Annotated in this window: 16 protein-coding genes and 2 tRNA genes; 4 read left to right on the forward strand and 14 right to left on the reverse strand. The window is 71.6% G+C overall.

The window, feature by feature from the left end; all coding sequences use genetic code 11:
- Positions 1-5 precede the first annotated feature (5 nt).
- The 4 genes from ACFUJR_RS20815 to leuS all read right to left on the reverse strand — a co-directional run bounded on the left by ACFUJR_RS20815 (position 6) and on the right by leuS (position 5,949).
- Positions 6-830 (reverse strand): helix-hairpin-helix domain-containing protein, encoded by an 825-nt coding sequence (locus ACFUJR_RS20815; protein WP_383169824.1) that lies wholly within the window; start codon positions 828-830, stop codon positions 6-8.
- Positions 831-1,120: 290 nt separating this feature from the next.
- Complete coding sequence (locus ACFUJR_RS20820) at positions 1,121-1,966, reverse strand: DegV family protein (RefSeq protein WP_383169822.1); 846 nt, start codon at positions 1,964-1,966, stop codon at positions 1,121-1,123.
- A 160-nt stretch (positions 1,967-2,126) separates the two neighbouring features.
- Positions 2,127-2,933 carry a hypothetical protein gene (locus ACFUJR_RS20825; protein ID WP_383169821.1) on the reverse strand — a complete coding sequence of 269 codons (807 nt, stop codon included), beginning with the start codon at positions 2,931-2,933 and terminating at the stop codon, positions 2,127-2,129.
- A 136-nt stretch (positions 2,934-3,069) separates the two neighbouring features.
- Complete coding sequence (gene leuS, locus ACFUJR_RS20830; protein ID WP_383169819.1) at positions 3,070-5,949, reverse strand: leucine--tRNA ligase; 2,880 nt, start codon at positions 5,947-5,949, stop codon at positions 3,070-3,072.
- A 397-nt stretch (positions 5,950-6,346) separates the two neighbouring features.
- On the opposite strand from leuS, the gene ACFUJR_RS20835 reads away from it, so the two are divergent.
- Positions 6,347-7,633, forward strand: coding sequence for a hypothetical protein (locus tag ACFUJR_RS20835; RefSeq protein WP_383169817.1), 1,287 nt, complete (start codon positions 6,347-6,349; stop codon positions 7,631-7,633).
- Positions 7,630-9,207 (forward strand): NADH-ubiquinone oxidoreductase-F iron-sulfur binding region domain-containing protein, encoded by a 1,578-nt coding sequence (locus tag ACFUJR_RS20840; protein WP_383169815.1) that lies wholly within the window; start codon positions 7,630-7,632, stop codon positions 9,205-9,207. The genes ACFUJR_RS20835 and ACFUJR_RS20840 overlap by 4 nt, the downstream gene beginning before the upstream one ends.
- 63 nt (positions 9,208-9,270) lie before the next feature.
- Here the strand turns inward: ACFUJR_RS20840 and ACFUJR_RS20845 are convergent.
- A tRNA-Ala gene (locus ACFUJR_RS20845) sits at positions 9,271-9,343 on the reverse strand.
- Positions 9,344-9,462: 119 nt separating this feature from the next.
- On the opposite strand from ACFUJR_RS20845, the gene ACFUJR_RS20850 reads away from it, so the two are divergent.
- Complete coding sequence (locus ACFUJR_RS20850) at positions 9,463-10,689, forward strand: glycosyltransferase 87 family protein (RefSeq protein WP_383174371.1); 1,227 nt, start codon at positions 9,463-9,465, stop codon at positions 10,687-10,689.
- Here ACFUJR_RS20850 and ACFUJR_RS20855 read toward each other — a convergent pair.
- From ACFUJR_RS20855 to ACFUJR_RS20865, 3 genes are all read right to left on the reverse strand, one after another.
- Positions 10,668-10,901: a hypothetical protein gene (locus ACFUJR_RS20855; RefSeq protein ID WP_260226316.1), complete on the reverse strand. Its 234-nt coding sequence runs from the start codon at positions 10,899-10,901 to the stop codon at positions 10,668-10,670. The two genes, ACFUJR_RS20850 and ACFUJR_RS20855, sit on opposite strands and share 22 nt — an antisense overlap.
- 3 nt (positions 10,902-10,904) lie before the next feature.
- Positions 10,905-11,120: a hypothetical protein gene (locus ACFUJR_RS20860; protein WP_383174367.1), complete on the reverse strand. Its 216-nt coding sequence runs from the start codon at positions 11,118-11,120 to the stop codon at positions 10,905-10,907.
- Between the two features lie 72 nt (positions 11,121-11,192).
- Positions 11,193-12,626: an MFS transporter gene (locus ACFUJR_RS20865; RefSeq protein ID WP_383174364.1), complete on the reverse strand. Its 1,434-nt coding sequence runs from the start codon at positions 12,624-12,626 to the stop codon at positions 11,193-11,195.
- Positions 12,627-12,720: 94 nt separating this feature from the next.
- Here ACFUJR_RS20865 and ACFUJR_RS20870 point away from each other — a divergent pair, with 94 nt between their 5' ends.
- Entirely contained in the window at positions 12,721-13,596 is an 876-nt protein-coding gene (locus tag ACFUJR_RS20870) for a helix-turn-helix transcriptional regulator (RefSeq protein ID WP_383174361.1), read from the forward strand.
- 54 nt (positions 13,597-13,650) lie between these two features.
- Here the strand turns inward: ACFUJR_RS20870 and ACFUJR_RS20875 are convergent.
- The 6 genes from ACFUJR_RS20875 to ACFUJR_RS20900 all read right to left on the reverse strand — a co-directional run bounded on the left by ACFUJR_RS20875 (position 13,651) and on the right by ACFUJR_RS20900 (position 17,519).
- A tRNA-Ala gene (locus ACFUJR_RS20875) sits at positions 13,651-13,723 on the reverse strand.
- A gap of 85 nt (positions 13,724-13,808) precedes the next feature.
- Positions 13,809-14,462: a histidine phosphatase family protein gene (locus ACFUJR_RS20880; RefSeq protein WP_383174374.1), complete on the reverse strand. Its 654-nt coding sequence runs from the start codon at positions 14,460-14,462 to the stop codon at positions 13,809-13,811.
- The gene (gene rsfS / locus ACFUJR_RS20885; RefSeq protein WP_383174359.1) at positions 14,459-14,899 is read right to left on the reverse strand and encodes a ribosome silencing factor; all 441 of its coding nucleotides are present in this window, start codon (positions 14,897-14,899) and stop codon (positions 14,459-14,461) included. Before rsfS ends, ACFUJR_RS20880 begins: the two co-directional genes overlap by 4 nt.
- An 80-nt stretch (positions 14,900-14,979) precedes the next feature.
- Positions 14,980-16,665 carry an LCP family protein gene (locus ACFUJR_RS20890; RefSeq protein ID WP_383174356.1) on the reverse strand — a complete coding sequence of 562 codons (1,686 nt, stop codon included), beginning with the start codon at positions 16,663-16,665 and terminating at the stop codon, positions 14,980-14,982.
- Positions 16,666-16,684: 19 nt separating this feature from the next.
- Positions 16,685-17,305: a nicotinate-nucleotide adenylyltransferase gene (gene nadD, locus ACFUJR_RS20895; RefSeq protein WP_383174353.1), complete on the reverse strand. Its 621-nt coding sequence runs from the start codon at positions 17,303-17,305 to the stop codon at positions 16,685-16,687.
- Positions 17,306-17,357: 52 nt separating this feature from the next.
- Positions 17,358-17,519 (reverse strand): hypothetical protein, encoded by a 162-nt coding sequence (locus ACFUJR_RS20900; protein WP_260226309.1) that lies wholly within the window; start codon positions 17,517-17,519, stop codon positions 17,358-17,360.
- Positions 17,520-17,527 lie beyond the last annotated feature (8 nt).

Here is a 17,527-nt window from a genome sequence, read left to right on the forward strand (position 1 = left end):
ATAGGTTACCGTAGACATATCGCGTCTCCGATGCCGTTGACCTCGCGCAGCTCGGCGACCGACCGGAACCCGCCGTGCTCCGTACGGTGGTCGACGATGTGCTGGGCCAGTACCGGCCCGACCCCTGGCAGGGTGTCGAGCTGCTCAACCGTCGCCACGTTGAGGCTCAGCGGAGCCGCCCGCGTGCCCGCAGCGGGGCCCGTCCCCGTGCCCACGCCCGCGCCGCCACCCACGACCGCCGCCGCCGGCACTCCGACGGCGACCTGTTCTCCGTCCATGAGGATCCGGGCGCGGTTGAGCCCGGTGAGGTCCGTCCCCGGACGGACTCCGCCGGCCGCCCGCAGCGCGTCGGCGACGCGCGACCCCGTCGGCAGGGTCAGTACCCCGGGCCGTCGCACCTTGCCACTCACGTCGACCACGACGCCCGAGGGCGATGCCGCGCTCGTCGGCCCTGCCGAGACCACGGGGGACGCCTCGCTCTCCGGCATCGGAGCCTCCCGCACGATCTCCGGCGCCCTGACGGCCTCCGGTCGCCCGGCCCAGAAGTACCGACCGGCGAAGCCGGCGGCCACGACGAGCACCACGGCGAGCGCGGCCAGCGTCCGCGGTTCGAGGCCGCACCGGGACTGGACCCACACCGGTAACCGCTCGCTCAGCGCGAGCCGCAGCCGCTCCCACCGCCCGGCGGCCGCCGTCTCCTGCGGGTGGCCCGGTGGCGCGACGGCCTCCGCCACGCCCCACTCCGACGAGGGCGGCGACGACCCGACGGGCCGGGCCGCGTCGGGGAACAGCGCCTCCCCCCGTCGCCGTACGGCGGCGCCGTTCACCATGACCGCCCTTCTCCCCCGCCCCCGGCCTCGCGGCCTGGCTGGAGGCGAACCGCGCCGACGGACGCGGATGCGCCCGTCCGATCCGGGCGCGCGGCCGGGACCGCTGGACGCGGCAGGGCGACTGACGTGACGCGCGGAGTCACGCGTCGGCGGACGGGATGCGAGATGTGTGCGAAGAGCCATGGACAGGACGGTAGGCACATCCGTCCGAATCCGCTGAGACGCTTCGATTTCCGTGGACGGATACCCAGTTGTGGAAAAACCCGTCACTCACACGAGGGATGTGAACGTCAGCGGGGCGACACGACGACGGCCAGAAGCCCGGGACCCGTGTGCGCCCCGATCACCGCTCCCACTTCGCTGACCTGCAACTCCTCCATCCCCGGAACCCGCTCCCGCAGGCGGTCGGCCAGCACGGCGGCCCGCTCGGGGGCGGAGAGATGGTGCACGGCGATGTCGACGGCTCCGGTGCCCGCCCGTTCCACCGCGATCTCCTCGAGCCGGGCGATCGCCTTCGACGCCGTCCGCACCTTCTCGCGCAACTCGATCCGGCCCCCGTCGAGCTGGAGCAGTGGCTTCACCGCGAGCGCGGAGCCGAGCAGAGCCTGCGCGGGTCCGATCCGGCCTCCACGACGGAGGTAGTCCAGCGTGTCGACGTAGAAGAAGGCGGAGGTACCGGCGGCCCGCTTCTCGGCGGCGGCGACCGCCTCGTCGATCGAACCGTCGGCCTCCACGACCTCGGCCGCCGCCAGCGCGCAGAAGCCGAGCGCCATCCCCACCATGCGGGTGTCGACCACCCTGACCGGCACGGGGGCGTTCTTGGCGGCGACGACGGCGGCGTCGTACGTCCCCGAGAACTCGCCGGAGAGGTGCAGCGAGACGATCCCGCGTGCCCCGGCCTCGGCCGCCGCGCGGTAGGTCGCCGCGAAGACCTCGGGGCTCGGCCGCGACGTGGTCACCGGCCGCCGCCTCTGGAGCGCCTGGGCCAGCGAACGGGCCGAGATCTCGGTCCCCTCCTCCAGCGCTCTGTCGCCGATGACGACGGTGAGCGGGACCGCGGTGATGCCGTGCCGCTCCATCGTCTGGGGTGGCAGGTAGGCCGTGGAATCAGTGACGATCGCGACATGCCGGGACATGAGCGGGAGGTTACCCGCCGGGGCGGCCCCACGGCAGCCCGGCCCCGCGTTCAGCGACGTCGGCGCGTTCCGCAGCCTCGGCGCGCCCCGTCACGTCAGCGCGTTCCGTAAGGTCGGCGCGTTCTGTGGCCTCGGCGCGTTCAGCGACGTCGGCCGGAGGTCAGTTCGTGGTCTCGGGGCGCGCCGTCTTCTCCCACGGATAGGCGGTCCGGCGCGGATCGCGTGCCGTGATCGCCTGCGGCGGCTGCTGTCCGGGGGCCGCCGTGTCCGGGCGCTCGCCCGCGTTCGCTCCGTCCGCCTCGGCGGACGCGGACGCCCGGCCGTCGGCCTCGCCGGGCCACACCTGTCCGCGCTCGTCTCCCGGCGCGGCGGCGCCCGCGTCGGGCCAGGAGAAGTCGTCCGAGGCCGGGTCCTGGGCGGCCGCCCCCGACCAGTGGCGCAGCGCGCCCGCCTCCAGGTCGATCTGGGCGCTCAGCGAGGTCAGGTCGTCCTCCGCGAACCGGCGCGCCCGGTCCCTGGCCGCCCAGCGCAGCGAGTCCGCCGAGTGCGTGATCCGCTCCGTGCGCTCCCGCAGGTCCGTGAGCTGCCCGGCGACCCTCGCCCGGTCGGGCTCGCGCTCCAGGCGCCTGAGGTCCTCGTCCAGTTCGCGGCCGTGGGCGGTGAGCCGCTGGAAGAGGTCGAGGGACTCCTTCAGCGAGGCGTCCTCGGCGACCCCGGCCTGCAGGGCGTCCTGCGTGGCGCGCATCGAGGTGCGCAGGGAGAGCCGCAGCTGGGCCAGTTCACCGCCGACCCCGCCCTGCCCGAAGCTCTTGGCGCGCAGCGTGGTGTCCTCGACGGTACGCCTGGCCTGGTGGATCGTGCGGTCGACGCCGCGCTTGGCGGCCTTGACCGCCTTCACGGTCGCGTAGACCCCCAGCGCCACGAAGGCGAAGAAGAGCAGCGCCATGATCACAATCGCGGCTTCCATGTGCGCCCCTCCGGCGTGGGTCGAGTTCCCTCGGCTGTCGTTCTTCCACGGTAAACGGAACGGGCAGGCTGGTGGTTCCCCTGGAACCCCCAACCTGCCCGTAGGGGAAAGCCCCCATGCCGTGCCGGTGCGGCTGTCAGGCGACGATGTTGACCAGCTTCGGCGCGCGCACGATCACCTTGCGGATCTCGGCCCCGCCCAGTGCCGCGACCACGTTCGCGTCACCCAGCGCCAGCGCCTCCAGCTCCGCGTCCGTGATCGTCGGGGAGACCTCCAGGCGGGCCTTGACCTTGCCCTTGATCTGCACGACGCAGGTCACGGTCTCGTCCACGACGTATGCCGGGTCGGCGACCGGGAAGTCCTGGTGGACGACCGAGTCGCTGTGGCCCAGCTTGCGCCACAGCTCCTCGGCGATGTGCGGCGCCAGCGGAGCGACCAGCAGGACCAGTCGTTCGGCGACCGACCGGGAGACCGGGCCGCCCACCTTGGTCAGGTGGTTGTTCAGCTCGGTGACCTTGGCGATGGCGGTGTTGAAGCGCATGGCCGCCATGTCCTGCGAGACACCGTCGATCGCCTTGTGCAGCGCGCGCAGCGTGGCCGTGTCGATGTCGGCGTCCTCGGTGTCGACGACGGTCGCCTCGCCGGTCGACTCGTCGACGATGTTGCGCCACAGCCGCTGCAGCAGCCGGTACTGGCCGACCACCGCGCGCGTGTCCCACGGGCGGGAGACGTCCAGCGGACCCATCGCCATCTCGTACAGACGCAGGGTGTCGGCGCCGAACTCGGCACAGATCTCGTCCGGCGTGACGGCGTTCTTCAGGGACTTGCCCATCTTGCCCAGAACGCGGCTGACCTTCTCGCCCTCGTACCAGAAGCCGCCGTCACGCTCCTCCACCTCGGCCGCCGGCACGGCGATGCCGCGGGCGTCCCGGTAGACGAAGGCCTGGATCATGCCCTGGTTGTACAGCTTGTGGAACGGCTCGGCCGAGGAGACGTGACCCAGGTCGAACAGCACCTTGGACCAGAACCGCGCGTACAGCAGGTGCAGTACGGCGTGCTCGGCACCACCGACGTACAGGTCGACGCCGCCGGTGGGCATGCCCTCACGGGGGCCCATCCAGTACTGCTCGATCGCCGGGTCGACCAGCTTCTCGGAGTTGTTCGGGTCAAGGTAGCGCAGCTCGTACCAGCAGGAACCGGCCCAGTTGGGCATGGTGTTGGTCTCGCGGCGGTACTTTTTCGGTCCGTCGCCCAGGTCCAGCGTGACGTTGACCCAGTCCTCGTTGCGGGACAGGGGCGTCTCGGGCTGGGTGTCGGCGTCGTCCGGGTCGAAGGTGCGCGGCGAGTAGTCGTCGACCTCGGGCAGCTCCAGCGGCAGCATCGACTCGGGCAGCGAGTGCGCGATGCCGTCCTCGTCGTAGACGATCGGGAAGGGCTCGCCCCAGTAGCGCTGACGGCTGAACAGCCAGTCGCGCAGACGGAAGTTGACGGTGCCCTCGCCGATACCGCGGTCGGCCAGCCAGGCGGTGATCTTCGCCTTGGCCTCCACGACGCCCAGGCCGTCCAGGGAGATCTCGTCGTTCGCGGAGTTGACCAGCTTCGCCTCGTACGAGGCGAAGGCGTCGTCCCAGGTGGACGGGTCGGTACCACGGTCGTCGCTCGGCTCGACGACGCAGCGCATCGGCAGTTCGAAGGCGCGGGCGAAGGCGAAGTCGCGGATGTCGTGTGCCGGTACGGCCATGATGGCACCGGTGCCGTATCCCATCAGGACGTAGTCCGCGATGAAGACCGGGACCTGCTCGCCGCTGACCGGGTTGGTCGCGTACGCGCCGGTGAAGACACCGGTCTTGTCCTTGGCCTCGGCCTGGCGCTCGACGTCGGACTTGGAGGCGGCCTGCTTGCGGTAGGCGGCGACGGCGTCGGCCGGGGTGGCGTGCCCGCCCGTCCACACGTCGTGGGTACCGGCCGGCCACGCGTCCGGGACGATCTTCTCGACCAGGTCGTGCTCCGGGGCCAGGACCATGTAGGTGGCGCCGAACAGGGTGTCCTGGCGGGTGGTGAAGACGGTGATCGCGCCGGTCTCGCCGACCTGGAAGTCGACGCGGGCACCCTCGGAGCGGCCGATCCAGTTGCGCTGCTGCAGCTTGATGGCCTCGGGCCAGTCCAGCGCGTCCAGGTCGTCCAGCAGGCGGTCCGCGTAGGCCGTGATGCGCATGTTCCACTGGCGCAGCTTGGCCTTGAAGACGGGGAAGTTGCCGCGCTCGGAACGGCCGTCGGCGGTGACCTCCTCGTTGGCCAGGACGGTGCCCAGGCCGGGGCACCAGTTGACCGGCGCGTCGGAGGCGTAGGCCAGGCGGTACTCGCCCAGGGCCTCGGCGCGCTCGGCGGCGCTCAGCTCGCTCCACGCGCGCGTGGAGGCACCGGGGATGTCACGGGTGCCGTTCTCGAACTGCTCGACCAGTTCGGCGATCGGGCGGGCCTTCTTCGCCTCGTCGTCGTACCAGGAGTTGAAGATCTGCAGGAAGATCCACTGGGTCCACTTGTAGTACTCCGGGTCGATCGTCGCGAACGACCGGCGCTTGTCGTGGCCCAGGCCCAGCCGGCGCAGCTGGACCTTCATGTTCTCCATGTTGGCCTCGGTGGACACGCGCGGGTGCGTGCCCGTCTGCACGGCGTACTGCTCGGCCGGCAGGCCGAAGGCGTCGAAGCCCAGCGTGTGCAGCACGTTGTGCCCGGTCATGCGCTGGTGGCGGGCGAAGACATCGGTGGCGATGTAGCCCAGCGGGTGGCCGACGTGCAGGCCCGCACCCGAGGGGTACGGGAACATGTCCATGATGAACTTCTTGGGGCGGGCGGCGATCGCCGCGTCACCCGCCAGGTCACCGGTCGGGTTCGGAGCCTCGTAGGTTCCCTCGGCGTCCCAGAAGTCCTGCCAGCGTGCCTCGATGTCGGCGGCCATGGCCGCCGTGTAACGATGCGGGGCCGCCGTCTCGGCAGCCGAATTCATCTCGCTCATGATCCTTGAAGCTCCATCGATCGTCTCTGCCCACTGCCCGCGAACTGCACTGCCACGAAATGAAAAATCCCCTCGCACAGGAGGGGACGCCGCGCCGATTCCGACCGGATCTTTCATCCGTCGGGACTGATCAGCGCGGCTCGCTAAGCAGAAGGCGTACGGCACGCATGGCGTCAGGGTACCGCAGGGCCTGTGCGGGCCGCACCGACGTTCCACCGGGCGGGCGGGGCGCCCGAGCCGCCCGGGTTACTCCGCGTATCGCCCTTATCCGGGGCAACCCAAAAGTCAGTTGCACGTCCGGCGCGTTGTAAACGAGCAAATCACCTACCGCCTGGTATGGGGCGACCTAGCATGCGGCAACGGGACCTCTCAATCCGCACCATTCGGAGTCGCCCCCATGAACCCTCATCGTAAGATCCGCTCCACCCCCGCCGAGCGCACCGGTTTGAGCAGACCGGTTCAGGGCGGGATATCGGCCGCGGCGCTGGTGATCATTCCTCTGCTCGCCATCTTCGGCAGTGACGGATTCCGGGCCGCGCTCGACTTCACCAGCGGCGTGCTGTCGCTGGTGTCCCTGACCGCGTCGGTCGCGTGGGGTCTGATCGCCACCGACCGGCTGCTGCTCTCGACCCGGCACCGGCTGCTCGCCCAGGGCATCCATCGCGCCACCGCGATCGCCTCGCTCGGCTTCCTGCTGCTGCACGGCACCGTCAAGGTCTCGCTCGGCCATGTGGAGCTCATCGGCGCCCTCGTCCCCTTCGGCCTGGGCATCACGGGCACGTCGGCGCTCATCGGCTTCGGCTCGCTCGCCGGGCTCCTCATGGTCGTCGCCGCGTCCACCGGCGCCCTGCGCAGCACACTGGCGGGCCGCGGCCGCTTCGCGGCCCGCTGGCGGCCGCTGCACATGCTGGCCTATCCGGCCTGGTGCTTCGCCCTCGTGCACGGTCTGTACACGGGCCGGCCGGCCGCCACCTGGGTCGTCGTCATGTACTGCCTGGCGCTGACCGCGGTCGCCTCCGCCGTCGCGCTCAGGATGCTGCCCGCCCCGACGCAGCGGGCGCTCGCCGACCGGTTCGCCGGGCTCCTCTCCTCCCTGGAAGGCCGCACACGGCCCGCGGAGCCCGACCGCGCCGATCCGCCCGGCCCGGCCGCAGGACCGGCCGACCCGGCCTTCACGGCCGGCGAGGAGCCACGCTACGAACCCCCCACCGTGTCCACCGAGTGGCTCGACCGCCCCTCGCCCGGCGTCCCCGGCGGCTTCTCGGCCGCCTACCGCGCGGTGTCCCGCGCCACCACGGCGCCCGAGCCCACTCCCTACGCCCCCGAAGGCAGTGCCCCGCTCGCCGAACGCGTCCCCCTGACCGAGGAGCTCCCCGTCGTCCCCGACACACCCGTCCGTCCCGGCTACTGGCCCTCTCCCTCGCCACCGATGCCGACGTACACGACCCCACCCGCGATGCAGCCGTACGAGGAGCCGCCTCCGGGGCCGCCGTACACGGCGCCCTCCGTCCCCGCGTACTCCACCCCGCCCCCGGTGCAGACGTACACACCCCCGCCCTCCGTCCCCGCGTACTCCACCCCGCCCCCGGTGCAGACGTACACGCCCCCGCCCCCGACCTCGACCTACGCCACCCCGCCTCCCGCGGGTGAGCCCTGGACCGCACCCGCAGGAGACCGCCCGTGAACGCCCCGCTCCCCGACGTCCCCGAGGTCCGCGTCGTCGGTCTGCCCCAGCTCACCCAGGGCTTCGACCTGGTCGAGCGGCTTGGCCTCGACATGCACCTGAAGGTGCACGGGCCCCTGGACCCCATGAGCGGCGACCAGCTCGCCCAGCTCGCGGACGAGATATCCCTCCACGGGCGCGGGGGCGCCGGATTTCCCTTCGGGCGCAAGCTCAGGGCGGTCGGCAAGGCGGCGATCCGCCGCGGGGTACGCCCCGTGGTCGTCGTCAACGGCAGCGAGGGCGAGCCCGCCTGCCGCAAGGACACGGTCCTGCTCAACCGTGCCCCGCACCTGATCCTGGACGGCGCGCTGCTGGCCGCCGAGGCGCTCGGCGCCCGGACGCTGATCGTGGCCGTGACACGCAACTCCACGGAGATCTCCATCCGGTCGGCGCTCGCCGAGCGGGGTCTCACCGACCGGCGAGGGCAGGCGCTCCGCGCGCGTGTCGTCCGGACTCCGGAGCGGATGGTCTCCGGAGAGGCCTCGGCGGTGATCCGCGCGGCAGGCGGCGGGCCCGCCCTGCCGGCCGGCCGCCGGGAGCGCGCCGCGGAGTCGGGCGTGGGCGGCGCGCCGACGCTGCTGTCCAACGCCGAGACGTACGCCCAGCTGGCCATAGCCGCCCGGGTCGGCCCGCACCGCTACGGACACTCCGGTCTGGATTCGGAGCCCGGCACGGTCCTGCTGACGCTCTCCGGGGCGGTCGCGCGCCCCATGGTCGTCGAGGTGCCGACGGGTGTCCCGCTGCGGTACGTGCTCCAGCTGGCAGGCGCCCCGCTGCTGCCCCAGGGCGTACTGACGGGCGGCTACCACGGCAACTGGATCGACTCGGTCTCGGTCGACAACGCCGTCGTCTCGCGCGCGTCGCTGGCGGCCGTCGGCGGCGCGCTCGGCGCCGGGGCGATCCTGCCGATCGGCCCGGAGACCTGTCCGCTCGGCGAGTCGCTGCGGGTCGCGAACTGGCTGGCGGCGGAGACGGCAGGTCAGTGCGGACCCTGCCGGCTCGGGCTTCCCGCGGCGGCGGGCGGACTGTCCGACGTCCTGAACGGAGGCGGCCCGGCCGCCCTGGAGGCGTTGCGGGAGGTCACCCAGGCGGTCAAGGGCCGTGGTGCGTGCAAGCACCCGGACGGTTCGGCCCGTTTCTTCGCCTCGACCCTCTCCGCCTTCACGGACGACCTGGCCGCCCATGTCCTCGACGGCGGCTGCGGCCGCCCGACCGTCGGCGTGCTCCCCCTCCCCGCCGCCGGCTACCAGGACGCGGAGGAGTCGATTCCGAGCGGCGAGAAGCTGGCGGTGGACTGGACGCTGTGCCAGGGCCACGGGCTCTGCGCGGACATCGTGCCGGAGCTGATCAGGCTGGGCCCCGACGGCTACCCCGCGCTCGCCGACGCCTCCGTGCCGATGCATCTGCGAGGGCGGGCGCAGCGGGCCGTACGCCGCTGTCCCGCGCTGGCTCTCCGGATCGAGCAGGGGCCCCAGGAGCGGCCGGCCCTGCCGCCGGGCGGTGGCCGTAAGGCACTGGGCAGCGGACGGGGTTGACCCCGGGAGCACCTGAAACGAAGAAGCGGACCATCCGATTCGGATGGTCCGCTTCTTCTTCTGTGGAGCTAAGGAGAATTGAACTCCTGACCTCCTGCATGCCATGCAGGCGCTCTACCAACTGAGCTATAGCCCCTTGCTGTCCGACCCGTCAGGGTTTCCCCCGCGGCGACAGACAGAACATTAACCGGCTCCCCGGGGGATCACCAAATCGTTTCCCTGGCGGCCCTGCGGCGGCGGGTAGGGTCCCCCTCTGTGACCGTGTCCGTGCTCGCCCGAACCCGCGCCCGCCAGTGGCCTCTCGCCACCGCCGCGGCTGCCTGTCTCCTGTCGTTCATAGCGTTCTGGGTGGCCCAACGGCTCGCCCACGTGAACATGCTCGACGTGATGGTCTACCGGGCGGAGGGGGAGACGGTCCGGGCCGGGGGCGACCTCTACGCGATGCGCGCCACCTCGGCGAACCTCGCCATGACCTATCCGCCCTTCGCGGGGCTGCTCTTCGTCCCGCTGACGTTCGTCGGTGTGCCGCTGATGCGGACGCTGACGACCGCGGGGAATCTGCTCCTCGTGGTCGCGCTGGTCCAGCTCTCCCTGCAACTGGTCCGTCCGTCCCTGTCCGGGGCGCGACTCTGGCGTGCCGCGCTGCTGGTGGCGGCGGTCGTGGTCTGGTGCGAGCCGGTGTGGACGACCCTGCGGTACGGGCAGATCAACCTGCTCATCGCCGTGGCCGTGCTGTGGGACTTCACACGCCGCGAGGGAAACCGCTGGGCGGGGATGGGCATCGGTCTGGCGACTGCGGTGAAGCTCACACCGGGACTGTTCGTGGTGTTCCTGCTGGTTGCCGGGGTGCTCCGGTGGCGCCGGGAGAGGCGCTGGAACCAGTGGCTGCGCACGGCCGCCACGGCGACGGGGGTCTTTCTCGGGGCGACCCTCGCGAGCGCGCTGGTCCTGCCGTACGACTCCAAGCGGTTCTGGACCGAGACGCTGTTCGAGACGGGGCGGGTCGGCTTCGCCGAGGAGACAGCCAACCAGTCGCTGCGTGGAGTGCTGGCCCGGCTGATGCACACCGACGACCCGGGGCTGTGGTGGCTTGTGGTCGCGGTGCTCTTCGGAGGTGCGGCGATGGCGCTCGCCGTACGGGCCGCGTTGCGTGGGGACAAGGCCCTGGCCGTCGTGGTCTGCGCGATCACGGCGCTGATGGTCAGCCCGATCTCCTGGTCGCACCACTGGGTGTGGTGCGTCCCGCTGCTCGTGCTCCTTGTGGACCGTCGCGACCGGGTGCGGCCACGCTGGACCGCGGGGGCGGTGGCGCTGGTCTTCGCCTCGTTCGCGCTGTGGTGGGTGCCGCACGACCCGGGCCGGCCCGAACTCGACCAGAACGCCGGTCAGATGCTGCTGTCGGCGGTCTATCCGCTGACCATGACGGCTCTCTTCGTGGGCTATGCGCTGGCGCGCCGGCGTCAGGCCGTGGCGAAGGAGTAGAACCGCTTGAGGGTGCAGTGCTCGTCGAGGAGGCGGCCGTAGATCGGCTCTCCCTCGAGTTCGCGGTACGTCTCGATCGGGTCGCCCTTTATGATCAGCGCCCGCGCGCACTCCTCGCACCAGTACTGGTACTCGGCATTGACCGGATCCATGTCCCTGACGATGGGCGTACCGCTGCCGCACCAGTCGCATTTCCGCCTGTGTGCTCCCATCACTCAGCTCCAGCTGTGGCCGCAGGACGTGCACACATAGGACACTCCGCCGTTGTCACCGAGCATTTGGGCCACCTGGGCGGAACCGCACGGGGGGCAGTCGAGCCGGGCTCCGGCCCCCTCGACGGCGGCGCGGACCGCGCGTGGGACCGCGTCTGGGACCGCTGCGGGCTCGGCGACGGCATGGGCCTCGGCATCCTCGGCACCACTCACGGCCAACGCGCACTCCCCTCCCGTCCGGACCCTCGTTCCCCTCCGGCCGTCCGATTCTGCCATGGTCCCGCAAGGGGGTCAGCGAGGTCGGCGTACGAGGGCGGTCGAGGCGCCCAAGATCGACGCGGCGGCCAGCGCGAGAGCGCACGCCCAGAGCGCGTCCGCGGAGGCATGTGCCCCTGGCGCGTCCAGCCGGCCGAGGAAGAGGGTGCCGAAGGTCGCCACGCCGATCAGCTGGCCGAGCTGGGTCACGGTGGCGAGCAGTCCGCCGGCGTCGGCGGCGTCCTCCCGCCGTACACCGGCCAACGCGCCGGTCAGGGCGGGGCTGAAGGCCAGGGCGAGCCCGCCGCCCATGGCGGCGAGCGCCCCGTAGAGCACCCAGCCGCCACTGTCGCCGTCCTTGAGGAGGCCGCCCACGGCGGCCGCCGCCGCCGCTGCGGCGAGGAATCCTCCAGGGATCAGAAAGCGCTGACCGCGGGCGGGCCAGCGCCGCCAGGTGAGCCCGATCACGCCGAAGACGACGGCGGCCGGCGTGAAGGTCAGCCCGGCGCGCAGGGCGCTGTACCCGAGCCCTCCCTGCAGGTGCAGGGTGATGGTGAAGAGGAACCCCGCGTTGACGGCCATCGCCGCACCGATCCGGATCGCGGCCCGTCCGATCCCGGGGGTGCGCAGGACGCGCGGGGAGATGAGCGGGGCGCCGCCACGGCGGGCGAGCCGCGACTCGTAGGCGCCGAAGGCGGCGAGGACCACGGCGGACGCCGCGAGCGAGAGCCAGGACCACAGCGGCCAGCCCTCCTCCTGCCCGAGGACCAGGGGGACGGTCAGGAGGGAGACGGCGGCGGCGAGCAGGACCAGACCCGGCAGGTCGAGGGAGCGCGAGCGTTCCGGCTCCGTGCGCGCGTCGGGCGGCAGGACGCGGGCGCCCAGGGCCAGGAGGGCGAGGCCGATGGGCACGTTGACGAGGAAGACCGGCCGCCAGCCGCTGCCGAAGAGATCCGCGCTGACGAGGACACCGCCGGCGACCTGGCCGGCGGCGGCGCCGGTGGCGAGCACCGCGGAGTACGCGCCGAGCGCGCGGACGCGGCCCTCCCCCGTGAAGTTGCGCTGGATGAGGCTGAGCACCTGCGGGATCATCAGGGCGGCTCCGGCGCCCTGGACGAGCCGGAAGGCGATCAGCTGACCCGCTCCCGCGGCCAGTCCGCAGGCGAGCGAGGCGGCGGTGAAGAGGGCGAGTCCGCCGAGGTAGGCACGGCGGTGGCCGAGCCGGTCGCCGAGGCGCGCGCCGGTGATCAGCAGGACCGCGTAGGCGACGGTGTATCCGGCGACGACGAGCTGAAGTCCCGCTCCTGAGGCGGAGAGTTCGGTACGGATGGTGGGTGCGGCGACGTTGACGACGAAGACGTCGAGCAGCGCCATGAACTGGGCGGCGAGCACGACCGCGAGCAGCAGCCGCCGCCGGTTGTCGGTGCCGCCGTCTTTACTGAGTACGGGACGTGTTGTGGTCGTCGTCATGACAGGCAGCGTGACGACGATTCGATACGAGTAACGAGAGCCCGCCGATGCTGGTACTGACACCACCTGGCAACGGCGGCGGGGGGACTCGACCATGGGGGGTGTGACGATCGTGGCAACACCGACACCGCGCCGGCGCAGGCACGAACTGGCCGCGTTCCTGCGCAGCCGCCGGGCCCGGGTGACGCCGGAGGACGTGGGCATGCCACCGGGCCTGCGCCGCCGCACGCCCGGGCTGCGGCGCGAGGAGGTCGCCCAGCTCTCCGGCGTCGGCGTCACCTGGTACACCTGGCTGGAACAGGGACGCCCGATCAACGCCTCCGCCCAGGTGCTGGACGCGGTGGCCCGTGTCCTCCGGCTCGACCGGCCCGAGCGGGAGCATCTGTACCACCTGGCGGAGGTGCCGTTCGCACCCGACCAGGGCACCGTGGACGTGGACGTCGTCAGCCCGGAGATCCAGGGCATCCTCGACGCCCTGGCGCCCCATCCGGCCGTCGTCTACAACAGCCGGTACGACGTGCTCGCGACCAACTCCACGTACCGGCTGCTGTTCTCCGTACCGGAGATGCGATCGCCCGGCGTCCGCAACGTCCTGTGGACGCTCTTCACGATCCCCGACGGGAGCTGCCCGGTGGTCGACAAGGAGCGAGAGCTGCCGCTCATGGTCGCCCAGATGCGCGGGGCGTACGGCCGGCATGTCGGCGAGCCCGCCTGGGAGTCGTTCGTCCGGCGCCTCTCGGAGGCGAGCCCCGAGTTCGCGCGGATGTGGCGGAGCGGCGATGTCGTGCCGCCACGCAGCCAGATCAAGACCTTCCGTCACGACGCGGTGGGGGAGCTGCGGCTGACGTCGGTGTCGCTCTCCATCAACGGGATGCCGGAGTGCCGGATCGTGGCGTACACGCCGAACGACGAGGAGAGCCGGCGGGCCGTCGAGACGCTGTGCGTCGAGGAGGTGGACGGCTGGGAGTGACGGAGACGGAGACGACGAATCCCGCCCCCTGGCGGGGACGGGATCCGGTGACTGTGGAGCTAAGGAGAATTGAACTCCTGACCTCCTGCATGCCATGCAGGCGCTCTACCAACTGAGCTATAGCCCCTCGTGTTCTTCGCGCTCCGCGCTGCGAACAAGAAGAACTTTAGCCTGTGACCTGCCGGAAAGTGAAATCCGGGTCTGCGGGCGGCTCAGTCGTCGTCGCCGAGAACCGGCTCGGGCAGCGTGCCGGCGTTGTGCTCCATGAGCCGCCAGCCACGGGCGCCCTCGCCGAGGACGGACCAGCAGCAGTTGGAGAGCCCGCCGAGGCTCTCCCAGTGCTGCGCCTCCAGACCGAGGAGCCGGCCGATGGTGGTGCGGATCGTGCCGCCGTGGCTCACGACGACGAGCGTGCCGTCCTCGGGCAGCTTGTCGGCGTACTCCAGGACCACCGGAGCCGCCCGGTCGGCGACCTCGGTCTCCAGCTCGCCGCCGCCCCGGCGCACGGGCTCGCCGCGCTTCCAGGCGGCGTACTGCTCGCCGTACCGCACGACGATCTCGTCGTGGGTCAGCCCCTGCCACTCCCCCGCGTACGTCTCGCGCAGTGCGGAGTCGTGCGCGACGGGGTGACCGGTGAGCGCGGCCAGCTCGGCCGCGGTGGCCGCCGCCCGCTTCAGGTCGGACGCGATGATCGCGTCCGGCTTGAGCGAGGCGAGCAGCCGGGCGGACCGGCGCGCCTGGGCGACACCGGTCTCGGTCAGCGCGATGTCCGTGGAGCCCTGGAAGCGGCGCTCCAGGTTCCACGAGGTCTGACCGTGCCGCCACAGGACGATGCGGCGGCCACTGCCGCCCCTGGTGGTGCTCAGCTCAGCTCACCGTCCGTCTCCTCGGCGGCACCCGTCAGCGCGGCGTGCTCGGCGGCCTTGCCGCGGGTCTTCAGGGCGTCCTCGGGGAGGGGAATCTCGGGGCAGTCCTTCCAGAGCCGCTCCAGGGCGTAGAAGACCCGCTCCTCGCTGTGCTGGACGTGGACGACGATGTCGACGTAGTCCAGGAGGATCCAGCGGGCGTCCCGGTCGCCCTCACGGCGGACCGGCTTGGCGCCGAGGTCCTTGTTCAGCCGCTCCTCGATCTCGTCGACGATCGACTTGACCTGGCGGTCGTTGGGCGCGGAGGCGAGCAGGAAGGCGTCGGTGATCGACAGCACATCGCTGACGTCGTACGCGATGATGTCGTGCGCGAGCCGGTCGGCCGCCGCCTGGGCGGCGGCGTTGACGAGCTCGATGGAGCGATCCGTGGCGGTCACAAGCAGGCTTTCGTCGGCGGTCAGAGACACATCAAGGGTCTCACGTACCGCCGACCGCCCCGCAAACGATTACGAACGGGTCACTTCTTGCTCCCGGGGATCTTGTAATCCTGGCCCAGGACCACCGTGACCGCCGCGTTTCCGGCGGGCTCGCCCTTCTTGACCGCGCTCTCCGGGAGACCGAGGGTCTTGGCCACCTCGACCGCGGTCCCCTTCTGGGCGTCGTCGCCGTACAGGACCTGCGAGCTCTTCCGGGTGTCCGTCTCGGTGCCGCCGACGAAGGCGAAGCCTCCGTTGACCAGGACGACCCTGGCGGCCTCGGTGGCGTCCTTGCCGGTCGCGTCGCGGACCGAGACGCGGACCGCGCCGCCCTGCTCGGGAAGGGTGACCTTGCCGCCGAGGATGTCCTTGACCACGCTGTCCGCCGCGCCCTCGCCGAGGGAGCCGTCCTGCTGCACCGGGAGGACCGCCGTCTTGTAGTCGCCGCCCTTGGCGTGCTTGGCCAGTCCGGCGAGCGAGGCGCCGAGGTCCTTCTCGGGCAGGGAGGGGTCGAGGATCATGACCAGCGTGGCGATCGTGTCCGCGTTGGCCTTGGGGTCGTCGGACATCTTCCGCAGCACGGCGTACATGACCTGGCCGAAGCGCTGGAGCTGCTTGGCCTCGGCCTCGCCGGGCGCGCGGTAGGTCGCGTAGGCGACGGCGGCGCGGCCGTTCAGTGTCTGGTTCTCGCCCTTGGTGACGAGCGGGTCCTCGCCCTTCTTGTCACTGGGCACGGTGACGTCGGTGGTCAGGTCGATGTTGCTGACGATCTCGACCAGGTTCTCCAGGTACGGGGTGTCCAGCCGCCAGGTGCCGGCGATCTCCGTACCGAGGAGGTTGCCGAGCGACTCGCGGGTGCCGCTGGAGCCGTCGTCCTCGACGGACTTGGCGAGGGTGGTCGAAGTGCCGTCCTCGGTGGAGACGGAGAGCGCGTTCGGGAGCAGGACGGTGGTGCCCTGCCCGGTCGTCGTGTTGTCGACGAGCAGCGCGGTGGAGGTGCCGCCGCCCTTGAGGTCGTGGAGGTGGACGACGATCGTGTCGCGCTTCTGCGGTCCGGTCGCGGTGTTCTGCTTCTGCTCCTCGCTCGAGAGGCCGGGGAGCTTGCCGGCGGACCAGAGGTAGCCGACCCCGCCGACGGCGGCGAGGGCGAGGACCACGATCAGGGCGACGACCCGGTTGCGGCCCCGGCGCCTGGCCTCCTCGCGCCGCTCGGAGCGGCTCTCGGTGAACTTCAGCCAGTCGATGACGTCTTCGGAGTCCTCGTCGGGCTCCTCGATGAACGAGAACTGTTCGGTGCGGTAGTCGCGCTCGCCGCGGTCCTCCGGCGCGGAGCGCGGGCCCGGCACACCGGCCGGAGCGGCCACGGGGGCGGCCGGGGCGGGAGCGGGCGCCGCTTCGGGCTGTACGGCCCACTGCTGACCGGTCTCGTACGAGGGGTACCCGTAGCCCTGCTGCTGCCCCTGCTGCCCGTACGGGTCGTACGGCGGTCGCTGGGACGTCTGGGGCTGCTGGGGCTGGGCGGGCTGCCCGTAGGCGTCGTAGCCGTACCCCTGCTGCTGCCCCTGCTGGGGAGCCTGCGGCTGCTGCTGCGCGGCGTACGGGTCGTAGGCGTCGTACGACTGCTGTGCCTGCGGTGGGACCTGCTGGTACACCGGCTGCCCGTACTCGTCGTAGCCGATGATCTGCGGCTGCGGGTAGTACGGGTCGTACGGGTTCTGATCGTTCACCGGTGCCCCTCTCCGAGGCTCACTCGCCGCGGTACAACTGGCGCTTGTCGATGTAGCGCACCACACCGTCCGGCACCAGATACCAGACCGGGTCGCCCTGCGCGACCCTGGCCCGGCAGTCGGTGGACGAGATGGCGAGCGCGGGAACCTCGACCAGCGAGACGCCGCCCTTGGGCAGGCCGTCGTCCGTGAGGTCGTGGCCCGGCCGGGTGACGCCGATGAAGTGGGCGAGCGAGAACAGCTCCTCGGCGTCGCGCCACGTGAGGATCTGCGACAGCGCGTCGGCACCCGTGATGAAGAAGAGGTCCGAGTCGCCGTTGAGGGAGCGCAGGTCCCGCAGGGTGTCGATCGTGTACGTCGGCCCGCCGCGGTCGATCTCGATACGGCTGACCGAGAACTGCGGGTTGGACGCCGTGGCGATGACCGTCATCAGATAACGGTCCTCGGCCGGCGAGACGGCCTGGTGGCTCTTCTGCCACGGCTCCCCGGTCGGCACGAACACCACCTCGTCGAGGTGGAACAGGGCGGCCACCTCACTGGCGGCCACCAGGTGTCCGTGATGGATCGGGTCGAACGTTCCGCCCATCACGCCGAGTCGGCGCTTGCCGCGGCCGCCAGTAGACACTTCCTGCTCTCCCATGCGTGCAGAGCCTACTGGCACGGCAGCGGGCGCCCTCGGTCCGGTCGCCGGCTCAGCGGTCGCGGTTGAAGCGGGTGGTGATCCACAGCAGCAGGAGCAGCGCGCCGAGCGCGCCGAAACCGGTGAGGTACGGGTTGAGGCTGTCGTGGTTGCCACCGTGCTCGGCGCCTTCGGCGAGCATGACCAGGTTGGCGGCGGTGCTGTGGAGGCTCATCTTCAACA

Origin of the sequence: Streptomyces sp. NPDC057271 (assembly GCF_042668715.1) — a bacterium.
In the GTDB taxonomy this organism is placed as follows: domain Bacteria; phylum Actinomycetota; class Actinomycetes; order Streptomycetales; family Streptomycetaceae; genus Streptomyces.

Coding starts and splice junctions, on each gene's coding strand:
- ACFUJR_RS20815 (WP_383169824.1), bottom strand. CDS start 830: ATGGTGAACGGCGCCGCCGTACGGCGACGGGGGGAGGCGCTGTTCCCC.
- ACFUJR_RS20820 (WP_383169822.1), bottom strand. CDS start 1,966: ATGTCCCGGCATGTCGCGATCGTCACTGATTCCACGGCCTACCTGCCA.
- ACFUJR_RS20825 (WP_383169821.1), bottom strand. CDS start 2,933: ATGGAAGCCGCGATTGTGATCATGGCGCTGCTCTTCTTCGCCTTCGTG.
- leuS (WP_383169819.1), bottom strand. CDS start 5,949: ATGAGCGAGATGAATTCGGCTGCCGAGACGGCGGCCCCGCATCGTTAC.
- ACFUJR_RS20835 (WP_383169817.1), top strand. CDS start 6,347: ATGAACCCTCATCGTAAGATCCGCTCCACCCCCGCCGAGCGCACCGGT.
- ACFUJR_RS20855 (WP_260226316.1), bottom strand. CDS start 10,901: ATGGGAGCACACAGGCGGAAATGCGACTGGTGCGGCAGCGGTACGCCC.
- ACFUJR_RS20865 (WP_383174364.1), bottom strand. CDS start 12,626: ATGACGACGACCACAACACGTCCCGTACTCAGTAAAGACGGCGGCACC.
- ACFUJR_RS20870 (WP_383174361.1), top strand. CDS start 12,721: ATGGGGGGTGTGACGATCGTGGCAACACCGACACCGCGCCGGCGCAGG.
- nadD (WP_383174353.1), bottom strand. CDS start 17,305: ATGGGAGAGCAGGAAGTGTCTACTGGCGGCCGCGGCAAGCGCCGACTC.
- ACFUJR_RS20900 (WP_260226309.1), bottom strand. CDS start 17,519: ATGAGCCTCCACAGCACCGCCGCCAACCTGGTCATGCTCGCCGAAGGC.